The sequence below is a fragment of the Chryseobacterium sp. D764 genome, assembly GCF_019317325.1.
Taxonomy (GTDB): Bacteria; Bacteroidota; Bacteroidia; order Flavobacteriales; family Weeksellaceae; genus Chryseobacterium.
The window spans coordinates 2626108-2647943 of record NZ_CP079219.1 but is presented as its reverse complement, the minus strand read 5'-3'; the positions used below and the strand labels follow the sequence as shown (position 1 = coordinate 2647943).

17 protein-coding genes and 1 tRNA gene are annotated in these 21836 nt (G+C 37.5%); all 18 read left to right on the top strand.

The window, feature by feature from the left end; genetic code table 11:
- Positions 1-195 precede the first annotated feature (195 nt).
- The 18 genes from KYG33_RS11960 (at position 196) to rpoB (ending at position 21819) form a co-directional block, all read left to right on the top strand.
- Complete coding sequence (locus KYG33_RS11960) at positions 196-1437, top strand: TolC family protein (RefSeq protein WP_180564640.1); 1242 nt, start codon at positions 196-198, stop codon at positions 1435-1437.
- A 2-nt stretch (positions 1438-1439) separates the two neighbouring features.
- Positions 1440-2525: an efflux RND transporter periplasmic adaptor subunit gene (locus KYG33_RS11955; protein WP_180564639.1), complete on the top strand. Its 1086-nt coding sequence runs from the start codon at positions 1440-1442 to the stop codon at positions 2523-2525.
- 70 nt (positions 2526-2595) lie between these two features.
- The gene (locus KYG33_RS11950) at positions 2596-5694 is read left to right on the top strand and encodes an efflux RND transporter permease subunit (RefSeq protein ID WP_219071813.1); all 3099 of its coding nucleotides are present in this window, start codon (positions 2596-2598) and stop codon (positions 5692-5694) included.
- 254 nt (positions 5695-5948) lie between these two features.
- Positions 5949-7160 (top strand): elongation factor Tu, encoded by a 1212-nt coding sequence (gene tuf / locus KYG33_RS11945; protein WP_034687396.1) that lies wholly within the window; start codon positions 5949-5951, stop codon positions 7158-7160.
- 54 nt (positions 7161-7214) lie between these two features.
- Positions 7215-7285: transfer RNA gene (locus tag KYG33_RS11940), tRNA-Trp, on the top strand.
- Positions 7286-7297: 12 nt separating this feature from the next.
- Positions 7298-7504: a preprotein translocase subunit SecE gene (gene secE / locus KYG33_RS11935; RefSeq protein ID WP_045501119.1), complete on the top strand. Its 207-nt coding sequence runs from the start codon at positions 7298-7300 to the stop codon at positions 7502-7504.
- Between the two features lie 19 nt (positions 7505-7523).
- Positions 7524-8066, top strand: coding sequence for a transcription termination/antitermination protein NusG (nusG, locus tag KYG33_RS11930; RefSeq protein ID WP_047379257.1), 543 nt, complete (start codon positions 7524-7526; stop codon positions 8064-8066).
- 438 nt (positions 8067-8504) lie between these two features.
- Entirely contained in the window at positions 8505-9125 is a 621-nt protein-coding gene (locus tag KYG33_RS11925; protein ID WP_077418888.1) for a hypothetical protein, read from the top strand.
- Between the two features lie 8 nt (positions 9126-9133).
- Positions 9134-9781: a hypothetical protein gene (locus KYG33_RS11920; protein ID WP_180564637.1), complete on the top strand. Its 648-nt coding sequence runs from the start codon at positions 9134-9136 to the stop codon at positions 9779-9781.
- 6 nt (positions 9782-9787) lie between these two features.
- Complete coding sequence (locus tag KYG33_RS11915; RefSeq protein ID WP_077418890.1) at positions 9788-10456, top strand: hypothetical protein; 669 nt, start codon at positions 9788-9790, stop codon at positions 10454-10456.
- 267 nt (positions 10457-10723) lie between these two features.
- Entirely contained in the window at positions 10724-11167 is a 444-nt protein-coding gene (rplK, locus tag KYG33_RS11910) for a 50S ribosomal protein L11 (RefSeq protein ID WP_047379251.1), read from the top strand.
- Positions 11168-11178: 11 nt separating this feature from the next.
- Positions 11179-11871, top strand: a complete 693-nt coding sequence (gene rplA, locus KYG33_RS11905; protein ID WP_047099699.1) for a 50S ribosomal protein L1 — start codon at positions 11179-11181, stop codon at positions 11869-11871.
- Positions 11872-11888: 17 nt separating this feature from the next.
- Positions 11889-12476: a 50S ribosomal protein L10 gene (gene rplJ / locus KYG33_RS11900; RefSeq protein WP_047379247.1), complete on the top strand. Its 588-nt coding sequence runs from the start codon at positions 11889-11891 to the stop codon at positions 12474-12476.
- Positions 12477-12522: 46 nt separating this feature from the next.
- Entirely contained in the window at positions 12523-12888 is a 366-nt protein-coding gene (rplL, locus tag KYG33_RS11895; protein ID WP_007845452.1) for a 50S ribosomal protein L7/L12, read from the top strand.
- A gap of 270 nt (positions 12889-13158) precedes the next feature.
- Positions 13159-13659: a hypothetical protein gene (locus KYG33_RS11890; RefSeq protein ID WP_219071812.1), complete on the top strand. Its 501-nt coding sequence runs from the start codon at positions 13159-13161 to the stop codon at positions 13657-13659.
- Positions 13660-13790: 131 nt separating this feature from the next.
- Positions 13791-14927, top strand: a complete 1137-nt coding sequence (locus KYG33_RS11885) for a hypothetical protein (protein ID WP_077418892.1) — start codon at positions 13791-13793, stop codon at positions 14925-14927.
- Between the two features lie 30 nt (positions 14928-14957).
- Complete coding sequence (locus tag KYG33_RS11880; RefSeq protein ID WP_219071811.1) at positions 14958-17555, top strand: T9SS type A sorting domain-containing protein; 2598 nt, start codon at positions 14958-14960, stop codon at positions 17553-17555.
- A 442-nt stretch (positions 17556-17997) separates the two neighbouring features.
- Positions 17998-21819 carry a DNA-directed RNA polymerase subunit beta gene (rpoB, locus tag KYG33_RS11875; RefSeq protein WP_077418894.1) on the top strand — a complete coding sequence of 1274 codons (3822 nt, stop codon included), beginning with the start codon at positions 17998-18000 and terminating at the stop codon, positions 21817-21819.
- The last annotated feature ends 17 nt before the right edge of the window (positions 21820-21836 follow it).

Below are 21836 nucleotides of genomic sequence, written 5' to 3'. Positions count from 1 at the left end.
ATGCAGTTGCTTTTTGTTAAACTCCAGATTAAATTTTTGAATAAAAATTCAACTATTGGAGAATAAAACACCTGTTCAACTGCTGTTTTCTTTCTTTGAAACGTCCTGTAGAAGGAGATTTTAATATTTTTTTAAGCACCATTTAAGTTTCTTTTAATAGCATCAGAGCAATTTTGTAATTTAAAAAGAAAAACAATGAACAGAATTGCAGTGCTGTGTCTCGCCGTTTCCTCATTCATGGCAGCACAACAGCAGATGTCTCTTTTGGATTGCGAAGAAGCCTTTCAGAAGAACAACCTCCAGCTGCTCGCCGAACAATACAACATCAATATGGCTGATGCAGATATTCTGCAGGCTAAAATCTGGGAATTGCCACAATTAAGCGGACAGTTCAATGCTTACAATCCTCAGGATAAGAAGATTTTTGATGTAGGACGCTCAAAAGGAGCAGGAATTACTCAATTGATCTATATGGGTGGTAAAAAGAAAAATGAAATTGCTTTTGCCAGATCCAATAAAGAACTTGCCCAACTTCAGTTTTCCCAACTGTTGGCAGATTTAAGATCTCAGCTTCGTTCCGCCTATTTCAACCTTTATTACGAAAAACTAAAACTGGAGAACACCAATAAGCAGTTAGGGTATATGAATGATCTTTTAAACGCTTATCGTGTACAGTCCGCAAAAGGAAATATTTCCCTTAAAGATGCTGTCAGGTTACAGAGTATTGTGATCCAGCTGAATCATGATAAACTGGAGATCAATAAAAATATTCTGGATTTTGAACAGAATCTGAAAGTTTTAACAGGTGTTTCGGAAGAAATAGAGCCAACGATGTCTGAAGCTGAAGCTAAAGAATCTCTGGCTGCGCAGCCTTTCGGAAATGAAGAAGAACTGAAAAGTAAAGCGCTGGAAAATAATGCAGATTACCAATACAATCTGAAACTCATTGATAACAGCAAGTTATATGCACAATGGCAGAAATCCTTAAATGTTCCGGATGTGACCGTAGGTGCTGCATGGGATCAGGCAGGCGGAACTTTCAATAATGAAGCGAACCTTACCTTAGGAATTCCTTTGCCCTTATGGAAAGCGAATCAGGGGAATGTGGTAAAAGCAAACTATGCTATTCAGCAGAATCAGAAAAATGCTGACTTTCAGAAACTGACCCTGGAAACCAAAGTGCAGTCTGCTTATAAAACCTGGAAAGCTCAGTATGACCAGCTTTCGGACATCAAAACTACAGATCTGCAGAATATGGATCTTGTATACAATGGAATGCTGAATAATTTCAGAAAAGGAAATGTCAACCTGATTGAATTCACAGACTTTATGGATAGCTACAGGGAAACAGCACTGCAGATCTATGATATGAAAAATGAGATCATGCAGTCAGCGGAACAGCTCAATCAATTAGTACAAACGAAAATCTTCTATTAATCATGAAAACATATATTATCCCCGTATTGATGGCCCTTTCATTATTGGCCTGTTCAAAAAAAGAGGAAGAGAAAACCAATCACGTCAAAAAAGGATTTGAGTTGAGCAACACGATGTTGAATTCTGTTTCCCTGGCCAAAGTTGAAAAAAAGAATATAGAAGATGAATATAGCTTTTACGGAAAGATCTCTGCCGATAAAAATAGTTATATAGACGTTTACCCGTTGGTAGGAGGAAACGTGATGAGTGTAAATGTAGAGCTGGGTGATTATGTGAAAAAAGGACAGGTACTGGCAACAATCAGGAGTACCGAGCTTGCAGAAATTCAAAAAGATGTAAGCGATGCAAAAACAGATCTGGTAGTGGCGAAAAATAATCTTCGTGTTGCAAAGGAGCTGTATGAAGGAAAGCTAAACACTGAAAGAGATGTCCTGGAAGCCAAAAGCCAGTTACAAAAAGCAGAAGACCAGTTGCAGAGAGCAGCGGCAGTAAGTACGGTTTATAATGTGAAAACAGGAAATATATACAGTGTTGTAGCACCCATCAACGGTTATATTGTTCAGAAAAGTATCAATAAAGATATGCAGCTTAGAAGTGACAGAAGTGATAATATCTTTGATGTTGCCAATACAACCAACGTTTGGGCCATTATGAATGTTAACGAATCGGATATTGATAAAATCAGTCTGGGAATGAAAGCCCAGGTGTCCACTCTGTCTTACCCGGATAAAGTTTTTGACGGGAAAATTGATAAAATATTCAAAATTATTGATCCGCAAACCAATGCCATGCAGGCAAGAGTGGTATTGGATAATGCTAATGGACTCCTCATTCCGGACAGTAAAGCAACTATAAAAGTTTCCAGCCTGGAAAGCAATACGATGCTGACTGTTCCATCCAAAGCAGTGATTTTTGATGATAACAAAAGTTTTGTAGTGATTTTTAAATCCAGAACAGATGTGAAGGTCAGAGAAATTAAAGTATTAAAGCAGGTAGGTGATGTCACTTATATTTCAGATGGTCTGAAAGAAGGAGAAGAAGTGATTACCAACAACCAGCTGCTGATATACCGCTCCCTGAACAGCTAGCCTTACTTAAACCATTAAGAATATTGATATTTTTCTTTAACGGCTTTTTTAGGTCATCAATTTATCTATCATGAATAAATTCATAAAAAATATAATCGCTTTTTCACTAAAAAATAAAGCATTTACCTTTATCTGGGTAGCGATTCTAGCCATCTCCGGTTTTATAAGCTTCAAAAATATGCCTATTGAAGCTTTTCCGGATGTAACCAATACCCAGATTGTAATCATTACCCAATGGAATGGGCGCAGTGCAGAAGAAGTAGAACGTTTTGTCACAACCCCCATCGAATTGGCGATGAGCCCGGTTCAGAAAAAAACAAGTGTGAGAAGTACCACCATGTTTGGTCTTTCCATTGTTAAAATTCTGTTTGACGATGGAGTGGAGGATACTTTTGCCAGAAATCAGGTCAACAACCAATTAAGAACCATTAGCCTTCCTGATGAGGTAGATCCTGAAGTACAGCCACCCTACGGGCCAACCGGTGAGATTTTCAGATATACACTGGAAAGTAAAACAAAAGATTCGAGAGCGTTGCTTACTCTGCAAAACTGGGTGATAGATCGTGCCTTAAGAGGAGTGCCGGGTGTTGCTGATATCAATGTTTTTGGAGGGCAGGATAAAGTTTTTGAATTAAGTATAGATCCAAGAGCATTGGATAAATACAATCTGACTCCGCTTCAGGTATATGATGCTGTCACTAAAAGTAATCTTAATGTAGGAGGTGATGTTATTGAAAAAAACGGGCAGGCCTATGTAGTAAGAGGAATTGGATTGGTGAAATCAGTGGCCGATATCGGAAATATTACTATTCAGAATGACAGTGGAAACCCTGTTCTGGTAAAAAATGTAGCAGAAGTTCATGAAAGTTCAATGCCTAGAGTAGGACAGGCTGCCCTGAATCATCATGACGATACGGTGGAAGGAATTGTTGTCATGAGAAAAGGAGAAAACCCAAGGGAGGTTTTGGTAGGAGTGAAGGCTAAAATTAAAGAGCTTAACGAAAAGATACTCCCAAAAGATGTCAAAATGGTTACTTTCTATGATCGTGACAATCTGATGGATTTTACAACGCATACCGTAATGCACAACCTTATTGAAGGAATTGTACTGGTAACGGTAATTGTTTTAATTTTTATGGCCGACTGGAGGACAACACTGATTGTTTCCATCATCATTCCGCTATCCTTACTCTTTGCATTTTTATGTTTAAAGCTGGCCGGAATGAGTGCCAATCTGCTTTCATTAGGAGCGGTAGACTTCGGGATCATCATAGACGGAGCCGTCGTCATGGTAGAAGGACTCTTTGTAATGCTTGATCATAAAGCGAAACGGTACGGAATGGAGAAGTTTAATAAATTGGCAAAAGGAGGCTGGATCAAACAGACCGGAACCGGATTAGGAAAAGCGATCTTCTTTTCAAAATTAATTATCATTACTTCTCTGATTCCTATTTTCTCATTTCAGAAAGTAGAAGGAAAGATGTTCTCTCCTTTGGCTTTTACCCTGGGATTTGCATTAATTGGAGCATTGATATTTACATTAACTCTGGTTCCTGTTCTTTCCCATATCCTTTTAAATAAAAATGTAAGAGAAAAAAATAACCCATTTGTTAATTTTTGGGACAGAATTGTTTTAAAAGGCTTTAATTTAACATTTAAGCATAAAAAGACGAGTATGATCGTTGCTATCTCTTTCCTGGCAGTTACTTTATTTTCCGGGAAATTTTTGGGAACAGAATTCCTGCCTCAGCTGAATGAAGGTTCACTTTGGATCACTGCCGAAATGCCGATGAGTTCCTCATTAAAAGAATCTCTGAAAACAGCAGACCTTTTAAAGAAAGATATTATGAGCTTCTCAGAAGTCACAGATGTTCTGGCACAGACGGGGAGAAGTAATGACGGGACGGACCCTAATGGATTTGGATTCGTACAGTTTGCGGTCAACCTTAAGCCAAGAGAAGAATGGAAGCGTAAGATCACCTATGATGAGTTGATTAATGAAATTGATAAAAAGCTCAGAAGCTATCAGGGAATTACTTTCAATTATTCCCAGCCGATTTCAGATAATGTAGCGGAAGCAGTAGCCGGTTTTAAAGCAGAAAACGGAATCAAAATCTATGGTGATAACCTGGAAACTCTGGATAAAATAGCCAATGAAGTTTTATTAAAAGTTAAAGATGTAGAAGGGGTAAAAGACCCCGGAATTATTAAAAATATCGGCCAGCCGGAAGTAAGTGTTGTATTGGACAGGGATAAAATGGCGGCTTACGGCGTAATGCCTGCAGATGCACAGGCTGTATTGGAAATGGCTTTTGGTGGAAAAACCGCTTCAGAAATGTTTGACGGTGAAAGAAAATTACCGATCCGTCTGCGTTATTCACAGGAATACAGAACCAATGAGAATGATATTGCGGCTTTGATGGTTCCTACACAGGATGGAGCAAAAATCCCTTTAAAAGAAATAAGTACCATTATTAAAGATAACGGAGCTGCATTTATTTACCGGGACAATATCAAGCGATATATTGGTGTTAAATTTTCAATCCGTGACAGAGATTTGGGAAGCACTATTGCGGATGCCCAGAAAAAAGTTGAAACTATTGAGCTTCCGGATGGTTATTCTGTAGGATGGACAGGTCAGTTTGAAAACCAGCAGCGGGCCTCTCACAGATTGACGCAGGTAGTTCCCATGAGTATTCTGATGATTTTCTTTCTGTTGTTTATCTTATTTGGAAATATGAAAGACTCTCTTCTGGTATTGGCGAATGTACCATTTGCTTTAATAGGAGGAATTATCGCTTTACACGTTACCGGAATCAATTTTGGAATCTCTGCGGGAGTAGGTATGATTGCTCTTCTGGGTATTTGTATTCAGAACGGGGTAATTCTTATCACAGAATTTCATCAGAACGTGAAAGATGGTCTTGATATAGATTCCGCCATATTAAATGGGGTGAAATCCAGAACCAGGCCCGTAATTATGACAGCGCTTATGGCCTCTATCGGATTGATGCCGGCAGCATTGTCTACAGGAATCGGGTCAGAATCTCAAAAACCTCTGGCGATTGTCATTATTGGAGGGCTTATTACAGCTACCGTGCTTACACTGCTTATTTTCCCAATTATTTTCTGGATATTCAACCGGACAAAAAAGCTCAGCCATATGTGATTTTTCTTTCATTTATATATTAGTAGAGCCTGGAATATTCTGTATTTCAGGCTTTTTCATAAAAGGTTTCAGAAAGTTTTTTTCAATCAGGAAAAATATGTAAATTTGCAGTCTCAATACGTTGAAATATAAGGTTTGTCCTTCATTGGAAGAGAATATTGAAAGTTTTTTTAATAAAAAGTTTTTGGTATTTAAAAATTCATTATATTTGCACACCGAAAATTTGAAAAACAATAAATAAATAATTTTAAATCATGGCAAAGGAAACGTTTAATCGTAACAAACCACACTTGAACATTGGTACTATTGGTCACGTTGACCATGGTAAAACTACTCTTACAGCTGCTATTTCTGCTGTATTAGCTAGCAAAGGTCTTGCTGAGAAAAAAGACTTCTCTGCAATTGACTCTGCTCCAGAAGAAAAAGAAAGAGGTATTACTATCAATACTGCTCACATCGAATACGAAACTGAAAAAAGACACTATGCTCACGTTGACTGTCCAGGTCACGCCGACTATGTTAAGAACATGGTAACTGGTGCTGCTCAAATGGATGGAGCTATCGTAGTATGTGCTGCAACTGACGGTCCAATGCCTCAGACTAGAGAACATATCCTACTTTGCCGTCAGGTAAACGTACCTAGAATCGTTGTTTTCATGAACAAAGTTGACATGGTAGATGATCCAGAGTTATTAGAGCTTGTTGAAATGGAGCTTAGAGACTTATTATCTACTTACGAATTTGACGGAGACAACTCTCCAGTAATTCAAGGTTCTGCATTAGGAGCTCTTACTGCAGCTACTGCATCTCCTGCTAACACAGAAGATAAGTGGTTCAAGAGCGTTGAAGAATTGATGGATGCTGTTGATACTTGGATCGAGCAACCACCAAGAGATACTGAAAAGCCATTCTTGATGCCAATCGAAGACGTATTCTCTATTACAGGTAGAGGTACTGTAGCAACTGGTAGAATCGAGGCTGGTGTTATCAACACTGGTGATCCAGTTGATATCGTAGGTATGGGTGACGAAAAATTAACTTCTACTATTACAGGAGTTGAGATGTTCAGAAAGATCCTAGATAGAGGTGAAGCTGGAGATAACGTAGGTCTATTGTTGAGAGGTATTGAAAAAACTGACATCAAGAGAGGTATGGTTATCGCTAAGAAAGATTCAGTTAAGCCACACAAAAAATTCAAGGCTTCTGTTTATATCCTTTCTAAAGAAGAAGGTGGACGTCACACTCCATTCCACAACAAGTACCGTCCTCAGTTCTACGTAAGAACTACTGACGTTACAGGTGAGATCTTCTTACCAGAAGGTGTAGAAATGGTAATGCCTGGTGATAACTTAGAGATCACTGTAGAATTGTTACAACCAATCGCTCTTAACGTAGGTCTTAGATTTGCGATCAGAGAAGGAGGTAGAACAGTTGGTTCAGGTCAGGTTACTGAAATCCTAGACTAATTATCTTAAAATAAATAAAGCTTCCGAAAGGAAACTCTCGGAAGCTTTTTATCTACGGGCATCGTCCAATGGTAGGATACCGGTCTCCAAAACCGTTGATCAGGGTTCGAATCCTTGTGCCCGTGCAAATATAAATTATGAGTTCATTTGTCGATTTTTTAAAAGGTTCTTATAACGAATTCAGGCATAAAGTTGAATGGCCAAAGTGGGCTGACCTTCAGTCATCTACTATTGTAGTGACTATTGCGACAGTGATTCTGGCTCTATTTACTTTTGGAGTTGATGAATTGTTTTCTAAATCAATCAGCAACATCATTGGAATGCTAATCAACTTGTTCAATTAATTAAAAGTATTTTCCCATAATGAGCGAATTGAAATGGTATGTGCTGAAAGCAATCAGCGGACAGGAAAATAAAGTGAAAAACTATATTGAGACAGAAATCAAACGTCTAGGGTTTGATCAGTACGTTACTCAAGTGGTTATTCCTATGGAAAAGGTAATTCAAATTAGAAACGGAAAAAAAGTTCCTAAAGAGAGACCTTACTACCCTGGATACTTGATGATTGAAGCTGACCTGATGGGAGAGATTCCTCACGTTATCAAGAATATTCCTGGAGTTATTTCTTTCCTAAGTTTAACTAAAGGAGGAGATCCTGTTCCAATGAGAAAATCAGAGGTTAACAGAATGCTTGGAAGAATGGATGAACTTTCAGAATTTGCAAGCGATGTTGAAATTCCTTATGTAGTGGGTGAAAACGTTAAAGTAATCGATGGACCTTTCAACGGATTCAACGGTACAGTTGAGAAGATTCTTGAAGACAAAAAGAAAATTGAAGTTTCTGTATTGATCTTCGGTAGAAAAACTCCAATGGAACTAAGCTACATGCAAGTAGAAAAAGTATAATAATTATTTATAAAATATAAAAAAAGACTGCTATTAAGCGGTCTTTTTTGTTTTTATATACTCGCTTTACATTGTTGTTTATAACAGGTGAGGTTTACCCTATCGCGAATTATATTTTTTTAATTTTCTTTACAATTGCTTTTCTGAAATTTTTATATTCTCAACTGCTGTTGTTTATTCCTATAAAGATCTTTGCTTTAATTCAGTTATCACTTTATTGGGAATAAAGTTGTTTTTGCAGATCAGATTTCTTCTCCTATTCTTGATTTACTTTCAGATGGCATGCTTCTTGCAACAACATGGTAATTAATCCCAAAATTTATATTTTTTATTTCATACACTGTTTACAGGCGTATGTCTATTGTATGTTTTTAACTAAAAAATGTAAAATTTGGATTAGCTATTCAAAACACAAGCCTTATATAAACACATAATCCAATGACAAAAATTATTTCGATGGTCATTCTGGTGGGTACGTCCGTACTCGCGAGTGCGCAGGTTGGTATCAACACTGCGAATCCTGAAAAAGAACTTACCGTAAACGGTACAATGAAGACATCAGGAGTTGTTTTCAAGCAGCCTATGGAGAAATTGAAAGCGGATGAGAATTACACTTTCATTATCAAATCTCCAGCTCCGGAAAACAAAATTACGGCGTACAACGATTCCTTTGTACCCAATTCTCCGGCACCAATTAATCTTATTCAATTTAAAATTACCTGTGATCCTTCAGATAAGGATTGGGTAAATCAATTTGACACAAAGATTAATTCCAGTAAATTTTTGGTGGTAATTTCTTCTTTTGGATTTACGCAGCCTACAAGAACTTTTACAGCAGACTGGGTGACACCAATGCCTCAGATCTTTGCTTATTCTTCAGGAGGAACATGGAAACTTAAGGCAGATTATCAAGGATTCGCTCCTGATAACTCTTTCCCTACAGGAATCTGGACACTGAATTTGCTGGTATTTGACAGATCATATGCCAAAGATTTCAACTCAACGCAAAGCCTTAATGCTTCAACTACAGGTGCTGCTGCAGCTCCATTAATTCAATAAGACACACTATGAAAAAAATTATTGCGATACTCTTTATGGGTTTTGCTGCTTTAAGCATGCATGCTCAAGTAGGAATTAATACTAATACACCTAAGGGAACTCTCGATGTAGAAGGAGAAACACTGGTAGAGTCCTATTTAATAGATACTGAAAATACGAAGGCAAGCGGAAACTATCTTCTTCTTACCCGTTCAAAAGATACATCACCGGTAGGTAAAGTAAAGTTGTTGGACATATCGCTCCGTAATGTAGCCCCTGTAAATATGTATAATATTGTATTGAAGAATGTGAGACAGGATGAAGTTGTGAATCTCAATACAGGATTAGATGTAAGTAAATATGTTGTGGCCATTACAGGTGCTGTTTTTACAGGAGCGGTGTCGGCAGCTAATACGACAACCAACCCCAAATCATTTGGATCTTATTCTACTGAAGTTACTCAGGTCGTAAGTGGGGGTAAAAATTACCATGCAGTCAATTTAGCTTTTAAAGGCGCTGGAACTGTTTCAGCCCAAAACGGAACCTGGACTCTTACTCTGAATGTTTTTGAAAAGTCACTGGTTAAAGACTGGGGAACTTTCAACGGTTCTGTTTCAGCATCAGCTTCGCCTGCTTATTCAGGAGTTTCAACCAATACGCCTCTAGGGCTTCAATAAAAAAATATGAAAAGAAAAATTTATATCACAATAATCATGTGCCTTGGGATTTTTTTTAATGCCCAGCAAGGAAAAGTAGGAATAAACACAGCAAAACCTACGGAAACACTTGATGTTAACGGAAAGACTTATACAAACTCTCTATATTTAAGAAATCCGGGAGAACCTACCATGACGGGAGGTAGCTTTTTAGCAACTTCACAAAATGGTTTGCAACTGTACGATCCGGCTTTGGAGAGTAGTGGATTATTCAATTATCTTAAACTTACTCTTACAGGAGTATCCGGAACAGGAATCGCAGATTATGATACCAAAATTGATGCAAACAATTTTCTGGTTATACTTCATAACTATTCATTTAAACTGAATGACGGTACTACCAATGTAATGCTTGATTATGGAGACAATGGTGTGAATGATAACAAACAGGGATCACCGGATGTTGTTGCTTTCAAAAGTAACGGTACGTGGCATATTAGAGCAAGATTTACTGACAGCAGGATTCTGGCAGTGAGTTCAGCCACTCCATCAAGAACTTATAACAACTTTACGGTTGATCTTTATCTGATGGCCTATAGAAGACTGATTGAAAAACAAAATATCAGCGATATCAATGCTGATCTTGGAGGAAATGACGGTTCTACCCAGACGATTAATAAACCAGCAGGTTTTTAATAAATCTTTTCCTTTAAAAATATATAAAACGGCTATTTAATGTAAATAGCCGTTTTTGTTTCTCATGATAGCATTCAAAATATATTGCAGGGCTTTATGATTTTTTTTTCTTAAACTTTTTAAAAATCAGCAATTTCCGTTTGCTAATTCAAAAATATTTTATACTTTTGCAGTCCAAAAAGTAGGTTTATTGTTATGTGAGTGCATAACCTGCTGAATAATAAATGCTTCCAAACTCATTAATTATTCAAATTTAAAAAACAAACAATGGCTAAGAAAGTCTTTAAAATGGTAAAGCTTCAGGTGAAAGGTGGCGCAGCTAACCCTTCTCCACCAGTAGGTCCAGCATTGGGTTCTGCAGGTGTGAACATCATGGAGTTTTGTAAGCAATTTAACGGAAGAACCCAAGATAAGCCAGGGCAAGTTTTACCTGTAGTAATTACAGTATACGAAGACAAATCTTTTGAATTCGTTATTAAAACTCCACCTGCAGCAATCCAGTTAATGGATGCAGCTAAAATCAAGGGAGGTTCTGGTGAACCAAACAGAAACAAAGTAGGTTCTGTAACTTGGGAACAAGTAAAGAAAATCGCTGAAGATAAAATGGCGGATCTTAACTGTTTTACAACAGATTCTGCACTTTCTATGGTTGCAGGTACTGCTAGATCTATGGGATTAAGAGTAACAGGAACTAAACCAACTAACGCTTAAAACTTAAAGAAATGGCAAAATTAACTAAAAAGCAAAAGGAAGCTTTAAGCAAAGTAGAAAAAGGAAGAATCTATAACCTTGAAGAAGGTTCAGCTCTTGTAAAGGAGGTGAACACTACAAAGTTTGATGCTTCTGTAGATATCGCTGTAAGATTAGGTGTAGACCCAAGAAAAGCAAACCAAATGGTAAGAGGTGTTGTATCTCTTCCTCACGGTACTGGTAAAGATGTTAAAGTATTAGCTCTTGTAACTCCAGATAAAGAAGCAGAAGCTAAAGCTGCTGGTGCTGACTATGTAGGTCTTGACGAATATTTACAAAAAATCAAAGAAGGTTGGACAGATGTTGACGTTATCGTTACTATGCCAGCTGTAATGGGTAAATTAGGTCCATTAGGTAGAGTATTAGGTCCAAGAGGTTTAATGCCAAACCCTAAATCAGGAACTGTAACAATGGAAATTGGTAAAGCAGTAACTGAAGTGAAAGCAGGTAAAATTGATTTCAAAGTAGACAAGTATGGTATCATCCACGCTGGTATTGGTAAAGTATCTTTCGATGCTGCTAAGATCAAAGAAAATGCGCAGGAATTGATCTCTACATTGATCAAAATGAAGCCAACTGCTGCTAAAGGAACTTATGTAAAAAGCATTTATTTGTCTTCTACAATGAGCCCTGGTATTGCAATCGATACTAAATCTGTTAACTAATATAAATCCTTAAGACAATGACAAAAGACCAAAAAGTTGTAGCAATACAAGAGATCAAAGACTTGCTTCAGGATGCAAAAGTAGTATACGTAGCAGATCTAGACGGTTTGAACGCTGCGAAGTCTTCAGAATTCAGAAGACAGGCTTTCAAACAAAATATCAAAGTGAAAGTTGTAAAAAATACACTTTTACAAAAAGCAATGGAGCAAATTGAAGGAGTAGATTACTCTGAAATGTTCCAGACTTTTAAAGGAAACTCTGCATTAATGATTTCTGAGACTGCAAACGGTCCAGCTAAATTAATCCAAGGGTTCAGAAAGAAAGAAGAAAAGCCAGCTTTAAAGTCTGCTTTTGTTCAGGAAACTTTCTACGTTGGAGACGAAAACTTATCTGCACTTGCTAACATCAAGTCTAGAGAAGAAATGATCGGAGAAATCATCGGATTACTTCAATCTCCAATTCAAAGAGTTGTTTCTGCTCTTCAAAACAAACCTGAAACTGTAGAAGCTAAAGCTGAAGAAGCTGCTGCTCCTGCTGTAGAAGAAACTCCTGCTGAAGCTCCGGAAGCTGCTGCAGAAAGCACTGAAGAAACAAGTGCTGAATAATTACACTCAAAAAATTAAATAAATAATCAACAAAAACATTACAACAATGTCAGATTTAAAAAATTTAGCTGAAACGCTAGTAAACTTAACAGTAAAAGACGTAAACGAATTAGCAACTATCCTTAAGGATGAGTACGGAATTGAGCCAGCTGCTGCCGCTGTAGTTGTTGCTGCAGGTGGTGGAGAAGCTGCTGAAGAAAAAACTGAATTCGACGTAATTCTTAAGTCTGCAGGTGCTTCTAAATTAGCTATCGTTAAATTAGTAAAAGATTTAACTGGTGCTGGTCTTAAAGAAGCTAAAGATATCGTAGATGGTGCTCCTGCTCCAATCAAAACTGGTATCTCTAAAGACGAAGCTGAGGCTCTTAAGAAGCAATTAGAAGAAGCTGGTGCTGAAGTAGAATTGAAATAATTTCAATTTTATTATAAATATAGAAGCCTGGGCAAATGCCCGGGCTTTTTTGTATGTAAGTCTTTATAAATGTGTGTGTTATTTTATAATAGTATTTGAATATTATTGGTTCTTTCTTTGTTATATTTTAATATTATTATTTATTTGATAAAAATTAACATAATATTTTATTTGTATTTTAATATTTGTTTATTTTATTTAGTTTTTTACTAATAAAGTATTGTTTTGGTTGAAAAAATATTATATTTGTACCGAAAAAACACAACATAATTGGATAGAAATTATTTTCTTTCCTACGGCCACAAGATTACACTTCTGTTGCTTCTGGCGGCTATAGGAAAATTAAATGCTAAGTTTATACCTGATACAATGAGCAAAGCTCAATTACGGTATTGTACAGCTATAAATAATCATCCGCAGGGATGCTTAGCCGATGTTTCAGTTTATCTGTCTGAAGCAGGAAATGATGTGGCGGCTGCAAACAAATTGTCTGCTGCTCAAAATGAAACTTTTGCATTCTATTGCAATAGCCTGCAATACAATTTTTCTTTTTTTAATAATAGCAATCTTCAGTTTTTCCTTCTTAGAGATATAAAATTTGTCGCTGTTTGGGCTAATTGGTATTATGATTCGTTCTCTATCTGCAAAGAACATATGTTCCTGACATTTAAAGAATTCCGAAAGTTCAATGCCAGTTCTTTTAAACTTGTTGATGGCTTTAAGTTTATTATTAAAATTCCTGATAAATTAATCCATTCTTTTATCTCCTAATATTTCTAACAATTTTATGCGCCTTCTTACAGTACTATCTGTTATTTCATTTATTATTCGAATGAGAATGCTCGAGAATTGCCCTTTCAAAAAAACACATATACATAAAAAAACAGCAAATATCATTAGACATGAAAAACAGATTATTTACCATCGCTCTTTTATCAGTTGGTTTACCAGTATTAGCACAGGTTGGGATTAATACAGGACAGGCTCAGGCAACCTTTGATATAGTAGGATCACCTTCCAATCCCGGTAAACTTGATGGCGTTATTGCGCCAAGGCTTACAGGTGTACAATTAAAAGCTAAAAACTATACAATAGCCCAAACAGGAGCCATAGTATATGTTACCTCAGTTGAAGCTGCACCTTCCGGACAGACCGTTGATGTTGTTTCACCAGGGTATTATTATTTTGATGGAATCAAATGGGGAAGCATAAGTGGGAACTGGCGTACAGTAGGAAATGCCGGCACAACAGCGACAACGGCAGCTTTAGGAGCAGATATAGGCAGTGGGAATTATTTAGGTACAAATGACGGTCAGAATTTGGTCTTGGCTACTCAGAAAAACGTAAAAGGAATATTAGATACTAATGGAACTCTGCAAGGGGGAAATTCCAATTCTGCAACAGGTCCTTACGCTTCATTTACTTGGGGATCTAATAATATTCTTACCAACAGTACCTCTTCAAATATTGCATTGGGGAAAGACAATTCTGTCTCTGCGCAGGGTAATTTTCTTGCGGTAGCTATTGGATTGGGAAATACAGCGAATAATGGTGCTAAAGTAATAGGAAATAGTAATAGCGCTACAGGGGCTAATAATTTAGTATTTGGAAACCTGAATACCGTAACAGGACTCACAGGACTCACTATTGGGAACAATCATATAAACAGCGGAGGAATTGCTATCGGAAGCGGAAATACAACATCAACAAACAATGTAGCTGTTGGTTCGGCAAATACGGCAAGCGGTACAGAAGCTTTTGCAATAGGATTTTCGGGTCAGGCCACTGCAGGACAGATGGTTTATGCCAACAAACAACATGTTTTCTTTAATAAAAGCAACGGAACAGATACAATATTGGGAATTAATATGATTCCTACTGCGGCTACATCTACAGGAGCTGCTGTTCAGATGAAGGGAATTGCTTCTGGTGCGGGTGCATCATGTACAGCTGCTGAAGAAGGCGCAATCCGATATAATACAACCATTAAAGCGCATGAAGGCTGTAATGGATCTACCTGGAAAGCGCTTTATAATTAAAAAATAAACACAAACCTTAAAAAATAAAAAATGACCAGAAAATTATTCGAAAAGTTAGCTGCGATGCTTATGACATTGATGATGTCAGCAGTAGTATTTGCGCAGCAGGGCTATGAACCGATCCGTGGGATGGGGGTGGAGGCGAAACCTGTCAACAATTCAGGGATCTGTCTAGCATGTTATAACGGAAGCATGAATCCGGTGGTAGATGCAAGTCTTGATAACAGCGTAAGCATGGGAAACTTTGCCTCCCTGTTAAGTGGAAACGGAATCTCTGTAAAGAATAAAAATACAACCTATCCTGCGGGATATATTACTGGATTCAATGTAGATCTAGGGACGAGTTTTATTACCATAGATCTTTTGAGTTCTTTGCGGATCAGTACTTATAAAAATGGTGTTCTTCAGGAAACTACTACCAGCAGCACTCTTTTATCTGTTCCTGCATTCGGAGGAAGTAAGAACAGGATATTCCTGCACTTTAAAACTTCAAAAGAATTTGATGAAGTAAGATTGTACCAAACCAATGTTCTTTCTGTATTCAGTGCTATGAATGTGTATTATGCATTTGCATTTGATCCGGCAAAAGTACCTACAGATAATAATGGTATTTGTGATGATATTATTGCAGGAAGCGGTGTTGACGGAAATGTATCCGGAAGCAGCAGTTTCTTGGCTCCGCTTTCCTATGTTCAGAATAAAGAAAGAATTGGAGATGGAAATAAAAACTCTTATGGATCAATAGTTCTTCCGATCGGATTGCTGGGATCTTATTCAGTTGGAGTTCTAGATAAAAATCAGGTGTATCCTGCAGGTAACAAAACAGGTTTTGTTATAGAACCGGATGATCAGGGGAAACTGTTAAGTGCTGAGTTTTTAAAGAATATTACAATAGAAACTTATCTTTACGGCCAGCTTCAGGATTCAAAACAACTGTCTGACGGAGGAGGTCTGATTAATATTAAAGTATTAGGATTTGGTTCAGGAAAGCAAAAAGTTACATTAACGACTACTAAGCCTTTCAATGAAGTACGATTAAAAATTACCCAGACCGTAGGATTTAATTTAGGAGCTTTAAAAGTATACTATGCTTTTGAAGAGCCTGTTGCTTGTGAATGTGACGATAAAATTCAGACAAGTGGTTCTGCTGTTCCTGGAAATTTGGTAAACGGAACTACATGGACATCAGGTCCTGGATTCCTTGGTCTTATTTTAGCGAAGATGACCAATCCGGGAGCTATTGTGGATAATAATCCTTCTAATTATGCAACGGCTACTGTTCCGGCGGCATCCTTTCTTAGTATTTTTTCAGCATTTGCAACGGTGAGCAGTAATACTGTGCTTCCTGTCAATACAATGGCTGGGTTTACCGTAGAAAAAGCAGGAAATCTTCTTGGAGTAAGTGTTCTGGAAAATATCACCGTGACATTATACAACGGAAATACCTTGACAGATACCTTTACAAGCTCAGGAAGTCTTATAAGTGGAAACTTCTTCACAACGAATTCAAATAAATTCTATGTTGGAGGAAAAGCTACAAAGCCTTTTAACCGCATTAAAATTACATTCAACAGCGGAACAGCGGTTCGTATTCCTCAGAACTATTATATCTATAACGCTTTTGCGAGCAGAGATGATGATAACGATGGTGTTCCAAACTGTTTTGATCAATGTCAGGGAGGAGATGATAATATAGATAACAACGGAAACGGAATTCCTGACTGTGCAGAAGGATGTACAGCCGTAAATGATAAATCTCCTGTATTGGATACAGACGGAGATGGTATTGTGGATGCTTGTGATCTGGATTCAGATAACGACGGTATTCTTGATGCTGTGGAAGATTTTGATAAAAATGGAAAATTCCAGGATGATGATAATGAAGGAGATATTCTGTTAACGCCAGTATTGGGAGATTCAGTTCCGAATTATCTGGACTTGGATTCTGATAACGATGGTATCTTGGATTTATTTGAATCAGGAATTCCAACATCAGTAATCAATCAGATTGATGCAGATCACAACGGAGTTATCGATACTAATATTCCGGTAGGTAAAAACGGTATTTCAGATATTCTGGAAACGTCACCTGACTCAGGAGTATTAAAATATGCAGTTAAAAACACAGATGGGGATGATAAGCCTGACTTCCTGGATATTATTTCCAATGGCTCAGATACTGATCTTTATCAGATCGGAAAAGGTAATCTGGATACATTAGGAGGTGGATTTATCTCTACAATTAATGATAAAGATAAAGACGGTATTCAGGCTGTTGTAGATACTGATCTGGTGAAAAGAGGTTCTCCTGATTCTCCGCTTTCACCTTATGCTTCATTGTTGAAAACCGCTTCCAAAACTGCTGCGAAAATCACAGACGCGGAAATTACTGATGCTGCGAATGATGTGAAAGTATATCCAAACCCTGTAAAAGCTGGAGAAAATCTTAGAATTACCTCTGCAGAAGAAGGAGTGTATATACTGTTCTCAGCACAGGGACAGGTAATTAAGACAGATAAGTTTAATGCCAATACCGGTATTGATACATCTTCAATTCCTACAGGAGTTTATATCATTAAGATAGAAACCAAATCAAAAATAAAATCTTATAAGGTTATTGTGAAATAGTCATAAGATTAGCTTGTGTTGTGGAGGGGTTGCTCATATTTGAGCAGCCTCTCTTGTTTTTTAAGAGTCTCAAAATGAGATGATTTATTTGTTATTGTGGATAAGTTTTTGTATCTTTGCCCCTCTTTTGGCGCGAAAAATTGTTTGTAAATTTATAAAATACTGAAAATTAGCTCTTTCATTGTGAAAACGTGAGAGGGATTTCGTATATATAGATATTGCGGTAATGCTGCCTCAAAAGTAATAAAAATATTTTGCATTACACTGTGAAAAGATATACCAGTGTTGCAGTTAGAAAGAGCCAAGTGCATTGTTAAAAGAGTCCTAAGGTCTTCTGTGAGCGCCAAAAACACTTTTACCTTTTACTTTTACCTTGTTTCTTGTTCTTTTCTGATATTTTTTAATGAATCAAAATATTTTTTAACCCTTTCTTAAAAGTTTTATGAGTAAAACAAAATCAACAACTCAAGGAAATCCGAGAATTAATTTCTCATCAGCGAAAGGAAAAATTATCACTCCAGACTTTTTGGATATCCAAATTGAGTCTTTCAGAGAATTTTTCCAGCTTGATACACTTCCTGAAGCCAGAAAGACAGAAGCTCTTTACAAGACTTTCCAAGAGAATTTCCCAATTACGGATTCAAGAAACCAATTCGTATTAGAATTCTTAGACTATCTGGTAGATTCTCCACGTTATTCAATTGATGAGTGTGTGGAAAGAGGACTTACTTATTCAGTTCCTCTAAAAGCTAGACTTAAACTGTATTGTACTGACCCGGAACACGAAGATTTCCAAACAGTGGTTCAGGACGTATATTTAGGTCCGGTTCCTTATATGACGCCAAGTGGTTCTTTCATCATCAACGGTGCTGAGAGAGTTATTGTTACGCAGCTTCACCGTTCACCTGGTGTATTCTTCGGACAGACTTACCACGCGAACGGGACCAAACTTTACTATTCAAGAATTATCCCTTTCAAAGGATCTTGGATGGAATTTACAACGGATATCAACAGCGTAATGTACGCGTATATCGACCGTAAGAAAAAATTACCATTAACAACTTTATTAAGAGCTATCGGATATGAATCTGATAAAGATATCCTTCAGATCTTCGACCTTGCGGAAGAAGTGAAAGTTTCTAAAGCTGCTCTTAAAAAAGTAGAAGGGAGAACATTGGCTGCGAGAGTATTGAACACTTGGTTCGAAGATTTCGTAGACGAAGATACAGGTGAAGTAGTTTCTATCGAAAGAAACGAAATCATCTTGGATAGAGAAACAATCCTTGAAAAAGAACATTTAGATCTTATCCTGGATGCTGGTGTGAAGTCAATCCTGATTCACAAAGAAAACAGTAACGAATTCTCTATCATCCAGAATACATTACAAAAAGACCCTACTAACTCTGAAAAAGAAGCGGTAGAGTATATTTATCGTCAGTTAAGAAATGCAGATCCACCAGATGAGGAAACGGCAAGAGGAATCATTGAAAAATTATTCTTCTCTGAACAGAGATACTCTTTAGGTGAAGTAGGACGTTACAGACTAAACAAAAAGTTAAGCCTAAACATTCCAACTACAACTGAAGTTCTTACAAAAGAAGATATCATTGCCATTGTAAGACACTTAATTGAGTTAGTAAACTCAAAAACTGATGTTGATGATATTGACCACTTATCAAACAGAAGAATTAAAACTGTTGGTGAGCAATTAGCAGGACAGTTCGGGGTAGGTCTTTCAAGAATTGCAAGAACAATCAAGGAAAGAATGAACGTTAGAGATAACGAAATCTTTACTCCGCTTGACCTTGTAAATGCTAAGACATTAACATCTGTAATCAACTCATTCTTCGGTACCAACCAGCTATCTCAGTTCATGGACCAAACCAACCCTCTATCAGAGATCACTCACAAGAGAAGATTATCTGCACTAGGGCCTGGTGGTTTATCAAGAGAAAGAGCAGGTTTCGAGGTTCGTGACGTTCACCATACTCACTACGGAAGAATTTGTCCGATTGAAACTCCGGAAGGACCAAACATCGGTTTGATTTCATCACTAGGAATCTATGCGAAAATCAACAACCTTGGTTTCATCGAAACTCCATATAGAAAAGTAGAAAGTGGTAAGATTGATCTTAATGCTGACCCTATTTATTTAAATGCAGAAGATGAAGAAGATAAAGTAATTGCTCAGGCAAACGTTGAATTGAGTGATAACGGAGACTTCTTAACAGACAGAATTATTGCAAGATTGGATGGTGATTATCCGGTAGTGGAGCCTGCTCAGGTTAACCTTATCGATGTTGCACCAAACCAGATCTCAGGTATTTCCGCTTCATTGATTCCTTTCTTGGAGCATGATGATGCGAACCGTGCATTGATGGGATCTAACATGATGCGTCAGGCCGTTCCTCTATTGAAGCCACAGGCTCCAATCGTTGGTACAGGGCTTGAGCAGCAAGTTGCAAGAGATTCAAGAATCTTGATTAACGCTGAAGGCACAGGTACTGTAGAGTACGTAGATGCTGACAGAATCGTTATTAAATATGAAAGAAGCGAAGACGAAGATTTAGTACAATTCGAGTCTGCTACTAAAACATACAAACTTACTAAGTTCAGAAAAACCAACCAGAGTACAACAATTACCCTAAGACCAAACGTAAGAGTAGGTGATGTAGTGGAAAAAGGACAGGTACTTTGCGACGGTTATGCTACTGAAAAAGGAGAATTAGCTCTTGGTAGAAACTTAGTAGTAGCGTTCATGCCTTGGAAAGGGTACAACTTCGAGGATGCAATTGTAATCAACGAAAAAGTTGTACGTGAAGACTGGTTTACTTCAATCCACGTAGATGAGTATTCTCTTGAAGTTCGTGATACCAAATTAGGTATGGAAGAATTGACAGCAGATATTCCAAACGTATCTGAAGAAGCTACCAAAGATCTTGACGAGAACGGTATGATCAGAATCGGTGCTGAAGTGAAGCCTGGAGATATCATGATTGGTAAAATTACTCCAAAAGGTGAATCTGACCCGACTCCTGAAGAAAAACTTCTTAGAGCAATCTTCGGTGATAAAGCTGGTGATGTAAAAGATGCATCATTAAAAGCTGACTCTTCATTAAGAGGAGTTGTTATCAACAAGAAGTTGTTCTCTAGAAACATTAAAGACAAAAAGAAAAGAACTGAAGAAAAACTTAGACTTGAAGAAATTGAAAACACTTACAAGGCTAAATTTGATGAGTTGAGAAATACTTTAATTGAAAAATTAAATACACTGGTAAGCGGTAAAACTTCTCAAGGAGTACAAAATGACCTTGACGAAGAAATCATCGGTAAAGGTGTGAAATTTACTCACAAGTTATTAACTTCAGTTGAAGATTATGTAAACGTTAGTGGTGCAGACTGGACAGTAGACGCTGACAAGAATGAATTGATCAAACAATTAATTCACAATTACAAAATCAAATATAACGACATTCAAGGAGTTAAAAACCGTGAGAAATTTGCAATTTCAATCGGAGATGAGCTTCCAGCAGGAATCATGAAGTTGGCTAAAGTTTACATCGCTAAGAAACGTAAACTGAATGTAGGAGATAAGATGGCGGGACGTCACGGTAACAAAGGTATCGTTTCAAGAATCGTTCGTGAAGAAGACATGCCGTTCTTAGAGGATGGAACACCAGTAGATATCGTATTGAATCCACTAGGGGTACCTTCTCGTATGAACATCGGTCAGATCTATGAAACAGTTCTTGGATGGGCTGGTCAGAAGCTGGGAATGAAGTTCGCTACACCAATCTTTGACGGAGCAACTCTTGATCAGATTACTGAATATACAGAGAAAGCAGGTCTTCCTACATTCGGTCACACTCACCTTTATGATGGTGGTACCGGAGAAAGATTTACTCAGGCTGCGACAGTAGGTATCATTTACATGTTGAAACTAGGACACATGGTTGATGATAAGATGCACGCACGTTCTATTGGACCTTACTCATTGATTACTCAGCAGCCGTTAGGAGGTAAAGCTCAGTTCGGAGGTCAGAGATTCGGAGAGATGGAGGTTTGGGCACTTGAAGCATTCGGTGCATCCAATATCTTGAGAGAAATCTTGACTGTGAAGTCGGATGACGTGATTGGTAGAGCAAAAACTTATGAAGCAATTGCAAAAGGTGAATCTATGCCTGAACCAGGTATTCCGGAATCATTCAATGTATTACTTCACGAGTTACAAGGACTTGGACTTGATGTAAGACTTGAGGAATAATTTTAAATTTTGCCTAT